We start from the raw sequence: 17314 nt of genomic DNA, 5'->3' as shown, positions 1-17314 counted from the left end.
GTCTCCGGACGACGACGACGGAACCCGGACCGCCTGCCCCGTCCCGCCCGTCCCAGTCCTTCTTCCGCCTCTCAGTCCCCGTCCCGTCCGTCTCCGTCCCGCTCGTCCTCGTCCTGCCCCTCTCCGTCCCGCCCGTCTCCGTCCTCGGCGGCGACCGCGCCGCCCGCTCCGGCGTGGAACCGGCGGTGCAGGGCCCGCACCTCCCCGGCCAGCTCCGGCACCGGCCCCTCGACCGTCACCCCGGGCGCGATCTCCCGCACCGGCAGTGTCCGCACCGGCGGCGCGGGCACCCCCAACTCGTCCAGCCAGATGCCCAGTTGCTCGGACGAGGCGACGTACACGATGCGGCCGAGGCCCACCCAGGCGTGGGCGGCGGCGCACATCGGGCAGTGCTCGCCCGAGGTGTACACGGTGGCCGCCGCGCGCTCCTCGACGGTGAGCCGTGCCGCCGACCAGCGGGCGAGCTCGAACTCCGGGTGACGGGTGCGGTCGCCACCGGCCACCCGGTTGTGGTCCTCGGCCAGCACGGTGCCGTCACCGCCGACCAGGACCGAACCGAACGGTTCGTCACCGCTCTCCAGTGCCTCGGTCGCGAGCGTCACGCAGCGTCGCAGGTACACCAGTTCGGATTCCTTCATCATGGTCGTCCACGCCCTCCTCGCACCCCTCGGCCACCGTCGCGAGGTGCACCTTACGTCGTCTGTCCGCTCCCCGACCGCTTGCGCGAGTGACACCCGTGCGGCCGCGCCGTGCGGCCCGGCGGGCGGCGCGGGCCTGGGCCCGTAGCGCTCCCGATGCGAAGAAGCGGGTGAATTCCGTTGCCAGGGCGAACGACTGGTGATGGAGTGAGCGGTATGGATCACGCTGCTGTGCTGGCACTGTTCGACCGGGACATGCGGGAGGGCGCCCGCCCCGACGGGCCCGGAGCCCGGATCGAGCGCGTGGGCGGGGTGGTGCGCCAGGTCGGTTTCGAGAACGGCTGGAGCGGTGTCGTCTGGTCCGACCTGGACGAGGCGCGCGCGGACGCGGCGATCACCGAACAGATCCGGTACTTCTCCGGCCTCGGCCGTGACTTCGAATGGAAGCTGTACGGCCACGATCTCCCGGTCGACCTGGGGCAGCGCCTGCGCGACGCCGGGTTCACGGCCGCTCCGGAGGAGACGCTGATGATCGCGGAGGTCGCCGACCTGAGCCTCGACATCGAGCCGCCCGAGGGCGTACGGCTGCTCCCGGTCACCGACAGCGCGGGTGTGGACCTGGTGGCCGACGTCCACGAGAGGGCGTTCGGCACGGACAGCACCCGGATGCGCCACCAGCTGCTGGCCCAGCTCACCGGGGACCCCGAGTCGGTCGTGGCCGTCGTGGCCCTCGTCGGCGACGAACCCGTGAGCGCCGCGCGGATGGAACTGGTCCCCGGCACGCGCTTCGCCGGCCTGTGGGGCGGCGGCACCGTCGAGGGATGGCGGGGCCGCGGTGTCTACCGGGCCCTGGTCGCCCACCGCGCCCGCGTCGCCGCCGACCGCGGCTACCGCTACGTGCAGGTCGACGCGCTCGCCACCAGCCGTCCGATCCTGGCCCGCCTGGGCTTCGAGCCGCTCACGACCACCACGCCGTACGAGTACGCGGTCGGGAGCACGGCAGCCGCCTGACCTTCCGGGCGGCGGTCGGCGCCGACCGCGTCACAGGTCGAGCTGGTACTCGATGGACGTGTGCGTGGGCCGGTAGCCGAGCACGTCGTTGACCCGGCGCATCGGGGCGTTCTCCGCGGCGGTGTCGGTGAGCAGCGCCAGGGCGGGGGCCAGGCGGTGGGCATGGAGGACGGCCCTCGCCTTCATCCGGAGCCCCAGCGCGTGACCCCGGTGCTCGGGCAGAACGGCGGTGCCGTAGTACTGCCCCTCGCCCTCGCCGTCGCCCGGCAGGACGAGTTCCGAGAAGCCCACGACGGTGCCGCTCGACGTGTGCACCGCGGCCACCGTGTACAGCGAGTCGCCGCGTTTCGCGATCGCCTCGGCGGCGGCGACCACGCGCTCCACGTCCCAGACCACCGTCCCGTAGTCGGTGTCGCCCATCGGCATGTCGTCCATCGCGCGGCGTGACGCGGCATAGCTCCGCGCGAGTTCCTCCGGTACGACGCCCGTCCAACTGGTCAAGTGGTAGCCGGGACACGGCTGTTCGAGGATCCGCGTGACGTGGTCGGGGTCGATCGCGGCGAGTTCGAGGCGGGCGTACACCAGGGTCAGCACCCGGCGGAAGCCGCGTGCCGCCAGGAACGCGTCGCCCGGGGAGCCTTGTCGGGCCTGGGCGATGAGAGCGCGGCGGCCGTCGGCGCGGGCGGAGCCGACCGCCGCGTCGAGGAGCGCGGTGCCGACGCCCTGCCGCCGCTCGGCCGGGTGTACGGCGCCGTCCAGCTCGGCCAGATGCGTCTGCCCCTCCTTGGTGAACAGCCGCAGGAAGGCGGATCCGCGAGGGACGCCGTCCGCCTCGGACGCCAGCCAGGCGAGGCGGCGGCCGGACGGGGTGGCGGCGGGGTCGACGAGCGGCGTGACGCGCGGGGGCAAGAGGGCTCCGGGGCTGGTCGGCGGGTGGATGACGAGGCCCGGCGACGCTAGCCGCCGGGCGGGCCGCCCCGCAACGCGATTCCGGGCGCGCCCGGCGCCGCCGCGGCGGCCACCCCGTCCGGCCGCCGCCCCTGCCACCACCCGTCCGGCCGCCGCACCCTGCCCCCGGTCGGCGGGTGACCGGCCTCCCGTGGCGGCGATGACGGCGTGCGGTCCCGCCGCTTGTCATGCGGCCGGCTCCCCGGTCCTCACGCGAACGGCTCCCCGGCACGGCCCCTCCGGTCGGCCGCCCGCACGAAGTCGGGGCTCGGGTGTGCCGCGCACCGCAGCGCCCGCCGGATCACCGACGTCGGGTCCCCCTGGTGGTACGGCCGCTCGGACGGCTCGATGCCGTCGAGGAACTCCTGGTAGCGCAGGGCGTACGAGAGGTGCGCCAGGGGCTCGGCCAGGGCGAGCGCGCGGACGGGGTCGCCGGCGGGGACGCGGGTCCGCCGGGCGTCGGCCCAGACACGGACGGCCGTCGGGCGTACCGCCTCGGGGAGGAAGTCGTGCAGGCGCAGACAGTCCAGCACGGGGTTGCCCCAGTGGGAGTCGGCGAAGTCGACGACGACGGGCGGCCGGCCGTCGCTGCGCCAGTTGCCCGGATGGAAGTCCGCGTGGACGAGCGTGTCGGGCAGCCCGCATGCGGCGAGGCGGTCCCAGCGGTGCGTCAGCTCCCGCGCCCGGTCCCGCTCCTCGTCGGTGAGGCCCAACTCCACTCGCCCGTCGAGCAGTTCGCGCACCAGATCACCGAGGAACCGGTCCCGCCGGTCGCGAAGTCCTGGAGGGCGTCGGCCGGCCAGGGCCGCCTGGGCGGCGACGAACCGGCGGACCCCGGCCGCGACCGTGGCGTCGTCGGCCGTCCAGCAGTCCTCGCCCGGGATGTGCTCCAGCAGGACGCGCCGCTCGCCGACGGCGAGGACCGTCGGCACGAGGCCGGTGTCCACCCCGGCGAACGCGGCGATGACCGCGGCCTCGTCGGAGGCGAAGGGTGGTGTCGCCTTGAGCCAGACCGGCCCCCGGGCGGCGGGCAGCCGGAAGAGTACCGCCAGGTTCCACGTCCGCCGCTGCTCGGCCGGCCCCAACACCGGCCGCCCCTGCGCGGCGAGTGCGCGCGTGGCCCAGTCCAGCAGTTCCCGCAGCCCGTCGGCCCGCGCCCAGGGTGAGCGCAGGGCGTCCTCCGTCCACAACATGCCCTGGTCCACGGGGTGTTGGCGCAGGGACCCGGCCCGGGGGCGCCCCGACGCCTCCACGTGGTACGTCACGTGCCCGTCGCAGCCGCTCTCGCCGCCGTCCACCTCCAGCAGGCGCAGCACGAACACCGGGACCCCGAGGATGTGCTCCAGTCGCTCCACGACGGGCTCGACCTCGGCCCACCACGGAACGTCGACGGGGAACGGACCGGTGACGCCGAGGAAGTCCGCACCCGAGGTCACCCATGCGCTGAAGGTTCGACTCACGGCGGCAGTCTGGGGGTCTCGGTCGAAGGCGGGCCAGCGAATAACCGTGCGCGGACCGGGGCGGGCGGCCGGCGGTCGGCCCGCCTGAGCGGGTCGGCCGCCGTCACCCCTCGCGGGCGTCCAGTTCTACACCTGTGGCGTGCGGCCCGCATGCGTGGTGCCCTTGGCCGCGGCGCCTGCGCACATCAGCCCCAGCAGCAGTGCCAGGCAGCCGATGATGATGTTGTTGACCACGACACCGGCGTCCGGGCTGTCGCCGACGATCCACGCCGCGACGATCATCCAGACACCCAGCGCGCACATGGCCCAGCTCAGGCCGTACATTCTCTCCGGTGCGGCGGTGAACCCGAGGGCCAGCAGACCGATGGCGATGCCCACGACGAGGTTGTGGGACGCGAGCGCCGGCTGGCTCGTCGTGTAGTGGAGTATCCATGGGGACACGGCGCAGTACAGACCGAGGAGGAACACCGGTCCGTCCACGAGCGCCACATCGCGGCCTCCGAGCATGCTGGCGAACCGGGCCTGCATTTCGGGTGCGTCGGGGTGGCTGGTGATGTCACTCCTGTGTGAGACGTTGGCCATGACTCGAACTCCTTTGAACTCTGCAGGCCTGACCGCGTCTGGTGGGGTGTGCGGTAAGCGCCGCGTATGTTCATTCTGCGCTTATTTTCCCTTTATGTGTAGTCGTCGGAGTCGAGGGAGTGCAGGGGGCGGACCCGCCCCCGAGAAGCGCCGACCGCTCCTCGGGGGCGGGTCCTGGCGGGGTCGCGCCGTCGACCGGAGTGACCCGGTCGTTCGGCCCCCGCGCCTGCTTCTTCTTCGGCCGGGCGGCAGCCGGATGCACTCGATCGCCTAGAACGTTTGCGCATCGAACGCTTGCGTGACCGTGTTGCCCGCGAGGCGGGCCCTCACCTCGCATCGTTTGTGCATCGTATGATCGCCCTCATGGGTGCGTACGGGGAGGAGAACCCCGCCGATCCGGGCCTGACCAGCGGTGCCCTGGCGCGACGGCTGGGCGTGTCGCCCACGACGCTGCGGTCCTGGGACCGCCGCTACGGCATCGGGCCCGCGGTGCGCGCGGACGGACGGCACCGGCGCTGGAGCCCGCGGGACGTGGCGGTGCTGGAGGAGATGTGCCGGCTGACGTCCGCCGGGCTGCCACCCGGCGAGGCGGCCCGCGCGGCACGCGCGGGGGCAGGGACCCCGACGGCGAGAGACGCGGAGGACGGGCGCGGGGGAGCGCCGGACGGGGATCCTCCCAGGCGGCGGTCCGCGTCCGATCGGCCGTCCCCGGGAGAAGGCACCCGCGAGGAGTGCCGGGGCCTCGCCCGCGCCGCCGTACGCCTCGACGCCCCGACGGTGGAGGACCTGTTGGCCGGTGCCGTCGAGCGGCACGGGCTCACGGCGGCCTGGCAGGACGTGATGGTGCCGACGCTGCACGCCGTGGGCCGCAAGTGGGCGTCGTCCGGCGACCGTTACGTCGAGGTGGAGCACCTGCTCTCCTGGCACGTCTCCACCGCCCTGCGCCGCCACACCCGGGCGCCCGCACCCTCGCACGGCGCCACCGCCCCGGGCCCGGTCGTCCTGGCCTGCGTGCCCGGCGAACAGCACAGCCTCCCGCTGGAGGCGCTCGGCGCGGCGCTCGGCGAACTGGGCCTGCCCGCCAGGATGTTCGGCGCGGCCGTCCCCGCCGAGGCGCTCACCTCGGCGGTCGAGCGGCTCGGCCCGGCGGCCGTGGTCCTGTGGGCACAGGCCCGTTCCACGGCGAGCCCGCCCCTGGCCCGCCATGTCGCCGCCATGCGCTGGGGCGTCAAGGGCGCCCGCCGCCGGCCGCTCGTCGTGCTCGGGGGCCCCGGCTGGCACGGGCGCCCCACCTCGGGGACGGTCCGGCCGTCCTCGCTCGAAGAGGCGGTGGAGGCACTGTCCGGCCTCTTCGGACGAGCGGCCCGGCCGGATCAGGAACTGCGCCCCCGCAGGAACCGCTCCCGCCCCTCCGACAGCTCGACGATCGGCTCCGGATAGTCGAGCGCGGCACGGTCCAGCCCCTGCAGCTTCCAGGGCTCGTGCACCGCCGGTGCCGCGAGGTCCGCCAACTCCGGTACCCAGCGCCGTACGTACTCCCCGTCCGGGTCGTACCGCTTCGCCTGGGTGACCGGGTTGAGAACCCGGTTGGGGCGGGTGTCGGTGCCGGTGCCTGCCATCCACTGCCAGTTGAGCTGGTTGTTGGCCAAGTCGCCGTCGACCAGGAGGTCCAGGAAGTGCCGGGCGCCCACGCGCCAGTCGACGTACAGGGTCTTGGTGAGGAAGCTCGCCGTCAGGAGCCGGCCCCGGTTGTGCATCCAGCCCTCGTGCCGGAGCTGGCGCATGGCCGCGTCGACCACCGGGTAGCCGGTGCGGCCCGCCCGCCACGCCTCGACCTCGTCCGGCGCGGTCCGCCAACGGTCGTGCTTGGCGCGGTAGTCCACGGTCGCCGCCGCCGGTCGCGCGGCCAGCACCTGGCGGTTGAAGTCCCGCCACGCCAGCTGCCGTACGAACGCCTCAGCGCCCGGACCGCCCACCCGGCGGGAGCGGTGCACGAGTTCGACGGGGGAGAGGGTGCCGAAGTGCAGATGGGGCGAGAGCCGGGAGGTCGCGTCACCCGCCAGGTCGTCGTGCCGGTCCTCGTACGCCTCGACGCCCGACCGCAGCCAGGCCGCGAACCGGGCACGGCCCTCGGCCTCGCCGCCCGCCGCCAGGCCGGGCGAGAGGCCGGACAGCCCTGCGCGGGACGGGAGTTCCTCGGAGCCGACGCCGTCCGGCACGGGTACCGTCCGCGGCGCGGTCAACGGGTCCCGCAGCCGCCGCCGGGACCAGTGGGCGAAGTACGGCGTGAAGACCGCGAAGTGGTCCGAGGAGGTCGGCAGCACCGCGCCGGGGTCCACGGCGGTCGTCACCGTGTCGTGGACGTGCAGGCGTACGCCCTCGGCCTCCAGCGCGCGCCGCAGCCGTTCCTCGCGACGGTGGGCGTAGGCGCTGACGTCGGCCGCGAGGTGCACCTCGTCGGCGTCCGCCTCGCCGGCCACCTTGCACACCTCCTCCACCAGGTCCCCGGAGCGCATCACGAGCCGGCCGCCCCGCTCCCGCAGTCCCGCGTCCAGGTCGCGCAGGCAGTCGGCGAGGAACGCCAGCCGGTTGGGTGCGGCGAACCCGGCGCGGTCCACGGCCCGGTCGCGCACGAACAGCGGGACCACCTGCCGGGATCCGTCGAGGGCGGCGCGCAGCGGCGGATGGTCGTGCAACCGCAAGTCGCAGGTGAACAGGACGACCGAGACGTTCATGACGGGCTCCGGGGAGAGGGACGAGGGGGAAGAGGGGAGGGGACGAGGGGGCATCGGCCGCTTCCGGCCCGGGGCACCCGGCGGATGCACGGGCCGGGCGCGGGCGCCGGGCGCACATCAGGACAGGGGCGCTCCCTCCCGCTCCCGTGCGGTCGCGTCCGCCACCGCCGCCCGCGCGATGTTGCGGGCCATGCCGCCGAACACGACGGAGTGGAAGGGCGCCACGCTCCACCAGTACGCGTGACCGAGCAGGCCGTGGGGGTGGAACAGGGCCCGCTGACGGAACAGGGTGCGTCCCGTGTCGTCGGTCTCCGCGTGCATCTCCAGCCACGCCAGACCCGGCAGCCGCATCTCCGCCCGCAGCCGCAGCAGCCGCCCCGGCTCGATCTCCTCGACCCGCCAGAAGTCCAGCGAGTCGCCCACCCGCAGGCGGGTGGCGTCCCGGCGGCCCCGGCGCAGACCCACCCCGCCCGCGAGCCGGTCCAGCCACCCGCGTACGGCCCAGGCGAGAGGGAAGGAGTACCAGCCGTTGTCACCGCCGATGCCCTCGATGACCCGCCACAGCGACGCGCGCGGCGCGTCCACGCCCAGCGTGCGCTGGTCGGTGTAGAGGCTGCCGCCGGCCCAGTCGGGGTCGGTGGGAAGCGGGTCGCTGGGCGCCCCGGGCAGGGAGGCCGACGACCAACGGGTGGCGACCTCGGCCTCGCGCACCTTCCGCAGGGCGAGCCGTACGGCCTCGTCGAAGCCGACCGGGTGGCCGGGCGGGTCCGGCACGTACCGGGCGATGTCGTGCTCGCGGCAGACCACCTCGTGCCGCAGCGACTCGGTGAGCGGCCGGGCGATCGAGGCCGGCACGGGTGTCACCAGCCCGACCCAGTGGCTGGAAAGCCCCGGGGAGAGCACCGGCACCGGCAGGATGAGCCGGTGCGGCAGCCCGGCGACGACGGCGTAGCGCCGCATCATCTCGCGGTAGGTCAGGACGTCCGGGCCACCGATGTCGAAGGTCCGGCTGACGTCGTCCGGCAGCAGGGCACAGCCGACGAGCGCGCGCAGCACGTCCCGGACGGCGACGGGCTGGATGCGGGTGTGCACCCAGCTGGGGGTGACCATCACCGGCAGCCGCTCGGTGAGATAGCGCAGCATCTCGAAGGAGGCCGACCCCGAGCCGATGACGACCGCCGCCCGCAGCACGGCCGTGGGCACACCGCACTCCAGCAGGATCCGGCCGACCTCGGCACGTGAGCGCAGATGAGGCGAGAGTTCCCGCTCCGGTACGTCGTACGGGGTGAGGCCGCCCAGGTACACGAGCCGGCGCACCCCGGCGGTCCGGGCGCTCTCCCCGAAGATCCGCGCCGCCCGCCGGTCCGTGTCCTCGAAGTCCTTGCCGGTCCCCAGCGCGTGGACCAGGTAGTAGCCGATGTCGACGCCCCGCATCGCCCGGGCCAGGGACCCCGCGTCGGTGACGTCGCCGCGGACCGTCTCGACGTCGTCGGCCCACGGGTGGTCGCGCAGCCGTTCCGGTGAGCGGGCCAGACAGCGCACCCGCAGGCCCGCCTCCAGCAGCTCGGGGACGAGCCGCCCGCCGATGTACCCGGTCGCGCCGGTCACCAGGCAGAGCGGTCCGCTGTCGCGTGCGTCTCCCGTCATGGGCTCCTCGGTTCCTCGCGTCGGCGTCCCCCCCGTCATCCCTTCCACCGCGAGAGCGGTCGTGGATGCGCCGGAGGGGTACCGCCGCGCGATCGGGTGATCGGTACGACGGCTACGCTGACCGCGTGGCCACAGTGAACGACCCCGGGCGCCGGGCGGGTGGGGACGGGTCCGGCCGCCCCGCGGCAGCGACCGACCTGCACGCCTTCGCCGTCGCGCTGCGCCGGATGAACGGCGAGATCAACCGGCTGGTGCACGCGTTCGCGGGCGATCACGGTCTGCACGCGACGGACGTCCAGGCCCTCGCGGCGATCCTGGACGCGGACGCCCCCATGACACCGAAACGTCTGCGCGAACACCTCGGCCTCACCTCCGGTGCCGTCACCGCCTGCGTGGACCGGCTGGAGCGCGCCGGACACGTCCGCCGGGTCCGGGAGAGCGCCGACCGCCGGGTGGTCCACCTGTACTACGCGGCCGACGCGCGCTCGGCCGCCCGTACCTATTTCCGGCCCCTCGCGGAGGCGACCGAGGCCGTCCGCTCGCGGTTCACCGGGGACGAACTGGTCGTGGTGCTGCGCTTCCTCGCCGCGATGAACGAGGAGCTGGGCGCCGGCCCCGACCTCGCCCGCTGACCGGGCGGGGCACGGTGCATCCAGGGGCCGGGTGCGGGCGGAAGAACGGGTGATGTCTATGATCGCCGCCCACAATAAGTTCAATGATTGAGATTGTTTTTCATTGAGCTAGTTGTCTCGTCGACTGTTGGCGACCTGTCCGCCCCGGAGCCTGGAGCACCATGTCCACCACCCCTCGACGCGCCCGCCGGCTCGTTCCCCTCCTGCTGATCGCCGTCTGGCTCGTCGTAGGAGGAGTCCTCGGCCCCTACGCCGGACGCCTCGGCGAGGTCGCCACCAACGACCAGGCCGCGTTCCTGCCGCGCAGCGCGGAATCCACCGAGGTCATAGCCGCCCAGCGGGCCTTCCGGCAGGACGAGACGCTCGTGGCGATCGTCGTGTGGACCGGCGAGGGCCTGTCCGAGCGGCACGCCGCGGCCGACCGGGCACTGTCCTCGCTCGACGGCACTCCCGGCGTGACGGGACAGGTCTCACCCGCCCTGCTCTCCGAGGACCGGGCGGCACTGCGCGGGGTCGTCCCGCTGCGGCCCGGCCTCGGCGACGCCCTGCCCGGCGCCCTGGAGCGGATCCGGGCCGCGGCCGAACGCGTTCCCGGCACCACCGTCCGGCTGGCGGGCCCCGCCGCCAGTCAGGCGGACCTCTCCGACGCGTTCGCCGGGATCGACGGCCTGCTGCTCGCCGTCGCGCTCCTGACCGTGCTGGTGATCCTGCTCCTCGTCTACCGCAGCGTGCTGCTCCCGCTGGTGATCATCCTGGGCGCGGTGTTCGCCCTCGGTCTCGCCTGCGCGGTCGTGTACGCGCTCGCCGACCAGGGCATGGTCCGCGTGGACGGCCAGGTCCAGGGCATCCTGTCGATCCTCGTCATCGGCGCGGCCACCGACTACGCCCTCCTGCTCACCGCCCGGTTCCGGGAGGAACTCGGCGCGCGCACCGACCGGTTCGCCGCCATGCGGGCCGCCCTGCGCCAGTCCTGGGGCGCCATCGTGGCCAGCGCCGCGACCGTCGCCCTCGGCCTGCTCGCCCTGCTGCTCAGCGACCTCACCAACAACCGTGCGCTCGGCCCGGTCGGCGCCATCGGCATCGGCTGCGCCGTCCTCGCCACGCTCACCTTCCTGCCCGCCGTCCTCGTCGCGCTCGGCCGCGCCGCCTACTGGCCCGCCGCGCCGGGCGGTCCGTCGGCCGCCGCCCCGCGGGCCGGTGAGGGCGTGTGGCGGCGGGTCGCGGGCCTCGTCGACCGGGCGCCGCGCCGGGTGTGGGCGCTGACCCTGGCCGCGCTGCTGGCCGGGGCCGCGTTCGCGCCCACCCTCACCTCCAAGGGCGTCCCCCTGGACGAGACCTTCGTCAACGACGCGCCCTCCGTCGCCGCCCAGAAGACCCTCGGCGACCACTTCCCCGGCGGCTCGGGCAACCCCGCCGTCGTCGTCGCGGACGCGGACCGGCTGGCGCGGGTGCTCGCCGCGGCCCGGGACACCGACGGCGTCGCGACGGCGGCCGCCGTCGACCGGACCGGCCGACCCGGCGGCGAGCCCCTGGTCGTCGACGGGCGGGTACGGGTCGACGTCACCCTGGACGCCGCCGCGGACAGCGACGCCGCGAAGCGGACGGTGGCCCGCCTGCGGACCGCCCTGCACGCCGTGCCCGGCGCCGACGCCCTCGTCGGCGGCTACACCGCACAGCAGTACGACACCCTGCGCACCGCCGAACGCGACCGCACGCTGATCGTCCCCGTCGTCCTCGCCCTCATCCTGCTGATCCTGACGGGCCTGCTGCGCTCCCTGCTGCTGCCCGTCCTGCTGGTCGCCACGGTCGCCCTGAACTTCCTCGCCACACTGGGCGTCTCCGCACTCGTCTTCCAGCACGTCCTCGGGTTCACCGGCACCGACCCCTCCGTGCCGCTCTACGGGTTCGTCTTCCTGGTCGCGCTGGGCGTCGACTACAACATCTTCCTGATGTCCCGGGTCCGCGAGGAGGCACTGCTGCACGGCACGCGCCAGGGTGTGCTGCGCGGGCTGGTCAGTACGGGCGGGGTCATCACCTCCGCGGGCGTGGTGCTCGCCGCGACCTTCGCCGCGCTGGGCGTCATCCCGCTCGCCTTCCTCGCCCAGATCGCCTTCATCGTGGCCTTCGGCGTCCTCCTCGACACCCTCGTGGTGCGTTCGCTCCTGGTGCCGGCGCTGGTACGGGACCTCGGCGAGCGCGCCTGGTGGCCGGGGAGCGTGGGGTCGGGCGGGACAGCGGCACACGGTGAACGATGACCGATGACCGATGGGGTGTCCGGGCCGAATCGAGCCCGGGCACCCCACGGTCGGTGACGCACCCGTGTGTTGTGCGACCCGGCTGTTCCGTCGGCGACGCGCCTGCCGAATGCGCGCCGCTTTCCGACCCGTTCCAGCGTTTTCCTGACGGGCCGTCGTGACATGCGATGGTCCGCGATACGAGACCCGGTCGGGTTCTTCTTGACGGTCGTCGTCGGCGGCTGTCACGATCGACTCCATGAAGATGCGACTGGACCTCACGCGGCGACGCCATGTCGACCTCGCGCGCGTCTCCAGTGCCTCCTGTCGCTCCGTGGCCTGATCACCTCTCCCGATCCGCCGCGCATTTTCGCTTTCCGCGCCTGAATTCACCCTGCCCGCGCACTCCTTGAAGCGAACGCGCCCCTTTACGGGCGTCCCGCGCACCCCCTTGACTCCGAATTCGGCGTGCCCGAAAACATTCCGCGGCATTGCGCGACCGGGACCGAGCGGAGCAATGGCTTCGACCATGCCCCGGCCGGGTCCGAGCCGTTTACGTCCGGACGGACGGACGGGCGCGCGCGGGCCGACCGCCCCGACCCACCCGGTACTTCAGACCACCTCCTTGCGGGGCGCCCGTCCGCTCGGGCTCCCCGTGCTCCCAGAAAGAGGGCCCATGGCCACCGTCCTGTCCGTCTCCGGCAGCCCCTCCGTCTCCTCCCGTACCGCGAAGCTCGTGCGCCACCTCGACGCGCGTCTGGTCGCCCAGGGCCACGAGGTCGTCCCGCTCGACATCCGCACGATCCCGGCCGAGGCCCTGCTCGGAGCGGACTTCAGGCATCCGGCCATCGTCGAGGCCACCGATCTCTTCGAGCGGGCGGACGGGATCGTCATCGGCACCCCCGTCTACAAGGCCGCCTACTCCGGAGTCCTCAAGGCCCTGCTCGACCTGCTCCCGCAGTACGCCCTCACCGGCAAAACCGTGCTGCCCCTGGCCACCGGCGGCACCACCGCCCACGTCCTCGCCATCGACTACGCGCTGCGGCCGGTGCTCAGCTCCATGGGCGCCCGGCACATCGTCCCCGGCTGGTTCACCCTCGACAAGGACATCGCCGTGGGGGAGGACGGCAGGGTCACGGTCGCCCCGGCCACGGCCGAGGCCCTCGACCAGGTCGTCGACCAGTTCCTCACCGCCCTCGGCCCGGCGCCGGTACTGGCCGCCGCGAGCTGACACGTGACGCGGCGCCGGACCGGACCCGGCCGGACGGCGACCGGGACGACCCGCAGCCGCGGACACCCCTGATCGGAGACCCCACGTGTCCCTCACCTTCCACTGGTTCCTGCCCACCAACGGCGACAGCCGCCATGTCGTCGGCGGCGGCCACGGCACCCCCGCCACCGCCTCCGGCCGGGACCGGCCGCCGACGGTCGCCTACCTGGGGCAGATCGCCCGCGCCGCCGAGGACCTGGGATTCGTCGGCGCGCTCACCCCCACCGGTGCCTGGTGCGAGGACGCCTGGCTGACCACCGCGATGGTCAGTCAGCACACCGAACGCCTGAAGTTCCTGGTGGCCTTCCGCCCCGGCTTCGTCTCGCCCACCCTCGCCGCCCAGATGGCCTCCACCTTCCAGCGGCACACCGGCGGACGGCTCCTCCTCAACGTCGTCACCGGGGGCGAGAGCCACGAGCAGCGCGCCTACGGCGACTTCCTCGACAAGGACGCCCGGTACCGTCGTACCGGCGAATTCCTGCACGTCGTCAGGGGGTTGTGGGAGGGCGGGACCGTCGACCTCGACGGCGAGCACCTCCGGGTCGAGGACGCGAGGCTGGCCCGGCTGCCCGACCCGGTGCCCGAGGTGTACTTCGGCGGCTCCTCGCCCGTCGCCGGGGAGATCGCCGCCCGGTACGCCGACGTCTACCTCACCTGGGGCGAGCCGCCGGCCAGGGTGGCCGAGAAGATCGCCTGGATCAAGGGGCTGGCGGCGAAGGAGGGCCGCACCCCGCGCTTCGGGATCCGGCTGCACGTCATCACCCGCGACACCGCCCAACAGGCATGGGCGGAGGCGGACCGGCTGCTCGACGGTTTCGACGCCGAGACCGTACGGTCCGTGCAGGCCGGACTCGCCCGCAGCGAGTCGGAGGGCCAGCAGCGCATGCTCGCCCTGCACGGTGGCAGCCGGGCCGGCCTGGAGATCCATCCCAACCTCTGGGCCGGCATCGGCCTGGTGCGCGGCGGCGCGGGCACCGCGCTGGTCGGCAGCCACGACGAGGTCGCCGACCGCGTCAGGGAGTACCACGCCCTCGGCATCGACGAGTTCGTCCTCTCCGGCTACCCCCACCTGGAGGAGGCGTACTGGTTCGGCGAGGGCGTCCTCCCGCGCCTCGCCGCCCAGGGCCTGTGGCAGCACCCCTTCACCCCGCCGCCGGCCGCCTCGGCACAGGTGCCGTTCGCCGGTCGGTCGGCGTGAGCGGAGACGATCACACGGCGCGTTCCATGCACACCAGTCGCTCCCGCTCGTCCCACGACTCGGTGACGTGGAAGCCGAGTCGCCCGTACAGGGCGATGGCCCCGGCCCGCCACTGCCACACCGACAGCCGTACGGTGTCCGCGCCGAGGTCGGCGGCGTGCGCGAGGGCGGCGTCGAGCAGGGCGGTGGCAGCGCCCCGGCCCCGGAACGCCGGGTCCGTCCAGAGTCTCTTGATCTCCGACCGTCCCCCGGTGGGGGCGGTCACCACCACGCAGCCCACCGGGGTGTCACCGTCCAGGGCCAGCAGCACCACATCGCCGGCGAACGCGGATCCCGGGTCGGTGATCTCCGCCCGGTAGCGGTCCGGCAGCTCCGTCGCATCGTTGACGGGGTCGCCCTTCTCGGCCTCCGTCCGCAGGTGGTAGGCGGCCAGCAGCGGGGCCGGGCCGCCCCCGGTGGACGCGGTGCGGCCCGGCCATCGGACGACGGAGACAGCGCGCTGATCGGTCATGACGCCAGCATCACATGGCACCGGCCGGGCTTCGCACGAGCCCGGGGCGCCCGGGGTCAGTAGGCGGCCGACAGGGAGCCGAGGTGGGCCCGGCGGACCTCGGCGGTCTGGCCCTGCACGAGCAGGAACAGGGCCTCGCGGGCCAGGCGTTGCGCACGGTTGTCCAGGTCGAGCGCGCGTCCGCCGCCGGCGACGACCGCGGCGGTCGTCGCCGTGCGCATCAGGTCGAACGCCTTGGTCTTCAGGGCGAGCCGCTCCTCCATGTGCTCGTGGGGCGCGGGATGGTCGGCGAGGGCGTACGCCTGCCGTCGCACCTTGTCCACCCGCAGGCGCAGCCCCTTGGTCAGGGGATCGTCCTGGTCCAGCAGGGCGAGGGCGGACTCGGCGACCCCGAACACCGCCGGTGAGGCGTTGGTGGGCTTGGGGCGGTCGCCGGCGGCCCAGGACTCGTACGGGGCGTGCAGGGCCACCGCGTCGTCGGGGATCCACAGCCCGTCGAGGTGGAGCGAGACCGTACGGGCGGCCGTGAGCGCCGCGAGCCGCAGGGGCGCGGAGGCCTTCAGCCCGGACTGCTCCCTGGCCTCGGCGAAGGCGAACACCACCTCGTCCGCGTCCGTCACCCCGGCCAGCAGCATCACGTCGTTGAGGCCCCACCCCGTGTACCAGGGCACCGTGCCGTGGAACAGCCAGCCACCACGCTTCGGCACCGCCCGGACCGGTACCTGCGGGTACCTGCGCAGATGCGCGTACGCGACGCCGGACAGCAGCTCGCCGCCGGCCAGCTTCCCCAGCAGGCGTTCACGAGCGGGGAGTTCGCTCTTCATCAGGGTCAGCACGGGCGTGTGGTGCTGGGTCTGCACGAACCACGTGGAGCAGCAGGCCCCCGCGAGGATCTCGGCGGTCTCCCGCGCCACGGAGGGGGGAGCGCCCGACCCGCCGTAGGCCACCGGCGCGCTCACCCCGAGCAGCCCCGAGCGTTTGATCGCCTCGACGCTGTCGGCGGGCACCCCCTCCTGGTCGACGCGCTCCGCCCGAGGCGCGAGCACCTCGGCGGCGAGTCGGCGCGCCTGGACGACGAGGGGGTGCGGTGACGTGGTCATGGAGTGATTCTCCCCGGCTCCTGCCCCAAAGATCACATCATCGGGGCCGGAGCATCACGTCTTTTCTCCAGCCGGCCTTCTCGCGGCGCACCTGACCTGCCGTCATACGAGTTGACTGGTCTACACCCTTGACTGGTACAGACCAACGCGGTTGAGTGTGCCCCACACCCCCCACCGCCGTCGCCCCACGCCGTGACCGGCCCCGCCGGTGCGTGCGCGCGAGGTCCCGTCCCGTCATGCCTTCGGGTCCTCGCCGGGTGCGGCCGTGCTCCACGAAGGAGTTGGTCCCGTGTCGAGGCGCCGTATCTCCGCCGTACTGACCGCGCTGGTCATCGGCGGATCCACACCGTTGCTGCTGCCCGCCCAGAGCGCGTCCGCGGCTCCCTGTTCCAGCTATGCGAGCTGGGTGGCCGGCAAGTCCTACGTCACCGGCAACATCGTGCGCTACACCGACGGCAAGGCGTACATTGCCGAGCACGACAACCCGGGGTACGACCCCACCATCAGTACCTGGTACTGGGAGCCGTACGCCTGTGACAACGGGCCCGGCAACCCCTCCGGATTCGTGGTGAGCGAGGCACAGTTCAACCAGATGTTCCCCAACCGGAACTCGTTCTACTCGTACAGCGGGCTGCGGGCGGCCATGAGCGCCTACCCGGCCTTCGCCACCACCGGCAGCGACACCGTCAAGAGGCAGGAGGCCGCGGCCTTCCTCGCCAACGTCAACCACGAGACCGGCGGTCTCGTCCACATCGTCGAGCAGAACACCGCCAACTACCCCACCTACTGCGACCGGAGCCAGTCCTACGGCTGCCCGGCAGGACAGGCGGCCTACTACGGGCGCGGTCCCATCCAGCTCAGCTGGAACTTCAACTACAAGGCGGCCGGCGACGCGCTCGGCCTGAACCTCCTGGGCAACCCCTGGCTGGTGCAGAACGACTCGGCCGTCGCCTGGAAGACCGCCCTGTGGTACTGGAACACCCAGCGGGGCCCCGGCTCGATGACCGGCCACAACGCGATGGTCACCGGTGCGGGCTTCGGGCACACGATCCGCAGCATCAACGGCTCGCTGGAGTGCGACGGCAAGAACCCGGCGCAGGTGCAGAGCCGGGTCAGCGCGTACCAGCGGTTCGTCCAGATCCTCGGCACCTCGGCGGGCGGCAACCTGTACTGCTGAGGCCGGCACACCGATCCCGGATGTCATGCACCTGACTTTCCCGCGGGGTCCCGCCGGTCACGGCCGGGCCCCGCGACACCCTGTCCCTTCCGGTGCGCCGGGGGCGAGGCGTCGGGGCAAAGCGGCGTCAACAGGTTCATATAGGCTGCCTGTTCTGTCCCTGCCGTTCGT

At 73.6% G+C, this 17314-nt stretch carries 16 protein-coding genes; 8 read left to right on the top strand and 8 right to left on the bottom strand.

What is annotated here, in order from left to right:
- Positions 1–71: 71 nt before the first annotated feature.
- On the bottom strand, positions 72–641 hold the full coding sequence (locus H4687_RS04600) for a nucleoside deaminase (protein ID WP_046919157.1): 570 nt from the start codon (positions 639–641) through the stop codon (positions 72–74).
- A 213-nt stretch (positions 642–854) separates the two neighbouring features.
- Here H4687_RS04600 and H4687_RS04595 point away from each other — a divergent pair, with 213 nt between their 5' ends.
- The gene (locus H4687_RS04595; RefSeq protein WP_046919156.1) at positions 855–1649 is read left to right on the top strand and encodes a GNAT family N-acetyltransferase; all 795 of its coding nucleotides are present in this window, start codon (positions 855–857) and stop codon (positions 1647–1649) included.
- A gap of 30 nt (positions 1650–1679) precedes the next feature.
- Here H4687_RS04595 and H4687_RS04590 read toward each other — a convergent pair whose 3' ends face one another.
- The 3 genes from H4687_RS04590 to H4687_RS04580 all read right to left on the bottom strand — a co-directional run bounded on the left by H4687_RS04590 (position 1680) and on the right by H4687_RS04580 (position 4639).
- On the bottom strand, positions 1680–2558 hold the full coding sequence (locus H4687_RS04590; protein WP_050398553.1) for a GNAT family N-acetyltransferase: 879 nt from the start codon (positions 2556–2558) through the stop codon (positions 1680–1682).
- Positions 2559–2806: 248 nt separating this feature from the next.
- Entirely contained in the window at positions 2807–4057 is a 1251-nt protein-coding gene (locus H4687_RS04585; RefSeq protein ID WP_233443452.1) for an aminoglycoside phosphotransferase family protein, read from the bottom strand.
- A 126-nt stretch (positions 4058–4183) separates the two neighbouring features.
- Positions 4184–4639, bottom strand: a complete 456-nt coding sequence (locus H4687_RS04580; protein WP_046916780.1) for an SPW repeat protein — start codon at positions 4637–4639, stop codon at positions 4184–4186.
- Positions 4640–5002: 363 nt separating this feature from the next.
- On the opposite strand from H4687_RS04580, the gene H4687_RS04575 reads away from it, so the two are divergent.
- Positions 5003–6079 carry a MerR family transcriptional regulator gene (locus H4687_RS04575; RefSeq protein WP_046916783.1) on the top strand — a complete coding sequence of 359 codons (1077 nt, stop codon included), beginning with the start codon at positions 5003–5005 and terminating at the stop codon, positions 6077–6079.
- On the opposite strand, the gene H4687_RS04570 is transcribed toward H4687_RS04575, so the two are convergent.
- Both H4687_RS04570 and H4687_RS04565 read right to left on the bottom strand, forming a co-directional pair.
- Complete coding sequence (locus H4687_RS04570; protein ID WP_046916779.1) at positions 6013–7374, bottom strand: cryptochrome/photolyase family protein; 1362 nt, start codon at positions 7372–7374, stop codon at positions 6013–6015. The genes H4687_RS04575 and H4687_RS04570 overlap by 67 nt on opposite strands.
- A 117-nt stretch (positions 7375–7491) precedes the next feature.
- Positions 7492–9021 (bottom strand): SDR family oxidoreductase, encoded by a 1530-nt coding sequence (locus H4687_RS04565; protein WP_046916778.1) that lies wholly within the window; start codon positions 9019–9021, stop codon positions 7492–7494.
- Positions 9022–9155: 134 nt separating this feature from the next.
- Here H4687_RS04565 and H4687_RS04560 point away from each other — a divergent pair, with 134 nt between their 5' ends.
- From H4687_RS04560 to H4687_RS04545, 5 genes are all read left to right on the top strand, one after another.
- The gene (locus tag H4687_RS04560) at positions 9156–9653 is read left to right on the top strand and encodes a MarR family winged helix-turn-helix transcriptional regulator (protein ID WP_078907297.1); all 498 of its coding nucleotides are present in this window, start codon (positions 9156–9158) and stop codon (positions 9651–9653) included.
- Positions 9654–9814: 161 nt separating this feature from the next.
- Complete coding sequence (locus tag H4687_RS04555; RefSeq protein WP_046916777.1) at positions 9815–11908, top strand: MMPL family transporter; 2094 nt, start codon at positions 9815–9817, stop codon at positions 11906–11908.
- A 238-nt stretch (positions 11909–12146) separates the two neighbouring features.
- Complete coding sequence (locus tag H4687_RS48415) at positions 12147–12230, top strand: putative leader peptide (protein ID WP_404819307.1); 84 nt, start codon at positions 12147–12149, stop codon at positions 12228–12230.
- Between the two features lie 333 nt (positions 12231–12563).
- Positions 12564–13118 carry an NADPH-dependent FMN reductase gene (ssuE, locus tag H4687_RS04550; RefSeq protein WP_046916776.1) on the top strand — a complete coding sequence of 185 codons (555 nt, stop codon included), beginning with the start codon at positions 12564–12566 and terminating at the stop codon, positions 13116–13118.
- Positions 13119–13203: 85 nt separating this feature from the next.
- Entirely contained in the window at positions 13204–14355 is a 1152-nt protein-coding gene (locus H4687_RS04545; protein WP_046916775.1) for an LLM class flavin-dependent oxidoreductase, read from the top strand.
- A gap of 10 nt (positions 14356–14365) precedes the next feature.
- Here H4687_RS04545 and H4687_RS04540 read toward each other — a convergent pair whose 3' ends face one another.
- Complete coding sequence (locus tag H4687_RS04540; RefSeq protein WP_046916774.1) at positions 14366–14866, bottom strand: GNAT family N-acetyltransferase; 501 nt, start codon at positions 14864–14866, stop codon at positions 14366–14368.
- A gap of 56 nt (positions 14867–14922) precedes the next feature.
- Entirely contained in the window at positions 14923–15966 is a 1044-nt protein-coding gene (locus H4687_RS04535) for an acyl-CoA dehydrogenase family protein (protein ID WP_046916773.1), read from the bottom strand.
- A gap of 289 nt (positions 15967–16255) precedes the next feature.
- Here H4687_RS04535 and H4687_RS04530 point away from each other — a divergent pair, with 289 nt between their 5' ends.
- The gene (locus tag H4687_RS04530) at positions 16256–17143 is read left to right on the top strand and encodes a glycoside hydrolase family 19 protein (protein WP_046916772.1); all 888 of its coding nucleotides are present in this window, start codon (positions 16256–16258) and stop codon (positions 17141–17143) included.
- The last annotated feature ends 171 nt before the right edge of the window (positions 17144–17314 follow it).

Origin of the sequence: Streptomyces stelliscabiei (assembly GCF_014873495.1) — a bacterium.
In the GTDB taxonomy this organism is placed as follows: domain Bacteria; phylum Actinomycetota; class Actinomycetes; order Streptomycetales; family Streptomycetaceae; genus Streptomyces; species Streptomyces bottropensis.
The sequence above is the reverse complement of the archived record's forward strand: the minus strand, read 5'-3'. Positions and strand labels throughout refer to the sequence as shown.

What these genes read in the sequence shown, in the direction of transcription:
- H4687_RS04600 (WP_046919157.1), bottom strand. Translation starts at nt 641, where the DNA reads ATGATGAAGGAATCCGAACTGGTGTACCTGCGACGCTGCGTGACGCTC.
- H4687_RS04595 (WP_046919156.1), top strand. Translation starts at nt 855, where the DNA reads ATGGATCACGCTGCTGTGCTGGCACTGTTCGACCGGGACATGCGGGAG.
- H4687_RS04580 (WP_046916780.1), bottom strand. Translation starts at nt 4,639, where the DNA reads ATGGCCAACGTCTCACACAGGAGTGACATCACCAGCCACCCCGACGCA.
- H4687_RS04575 (WP_046916783.1), top strand. Translation starts at nt 5,003, where the DNA reads ATGGGTGCGTACGGGGAGGAGAACCCCGCCGATCCGGGCCTGACCAGC.
- H4687_RS04570 (WP_046916779.1), bottom strand. Translation starts at nt 7,374, where the DNA reads ATGAACGTCTCGGTCGTCCTGTTCACCTGCGACTTGCGGTTGCACGAC.
- H4687_RS04565 (WP_046916778.1), bottom strand. Translation starts at nt 9,021, where the DNA reads ATGACGGGAGACGCACGCGACAGCGGACCGCTCTGCCTGGTGACCGGC.
- H4687_RS04555 (WP_046916777.1), top strand. Translation starts at nt 9,815, where the DNA reads ATGTCCACCACCCCTCGACGCGCCCGCCGGCTCGTTCCCCTCCTGCTG.
- H4687_RS48415 (WP_404819307.1), top strand. Translation starts at nt 12,147, where the DNA reads ATGAAGATGCGACTGGACCTCACGCGGCGACGCCATGTCGACCTCGCG.
- ssuE (WP_046916776.1), top strand. Translation starts at nt 12,564, where the DNA reads ATGGCCACCGTCCTGTCCGTCTCCGGCAGCCCCTCCGTCTCCTCCCGT.
- H4687_RS04540 (WP_046916774.1), bottom strand. Translation starts at nt 14,866, where the DNA reads ATGACCGATCAGCGCGCTGTCTCCGTCGTCCGATGGCCGGGCCGCACC.
- H4687_RS04535 (WP_046916773.1), bottom strand. Translation starts at nt 15,966, where the DNA reads ATGACCACGTCACCGCACCCCCTCGTCGTCCAGGCGCGCCGACTCGCC.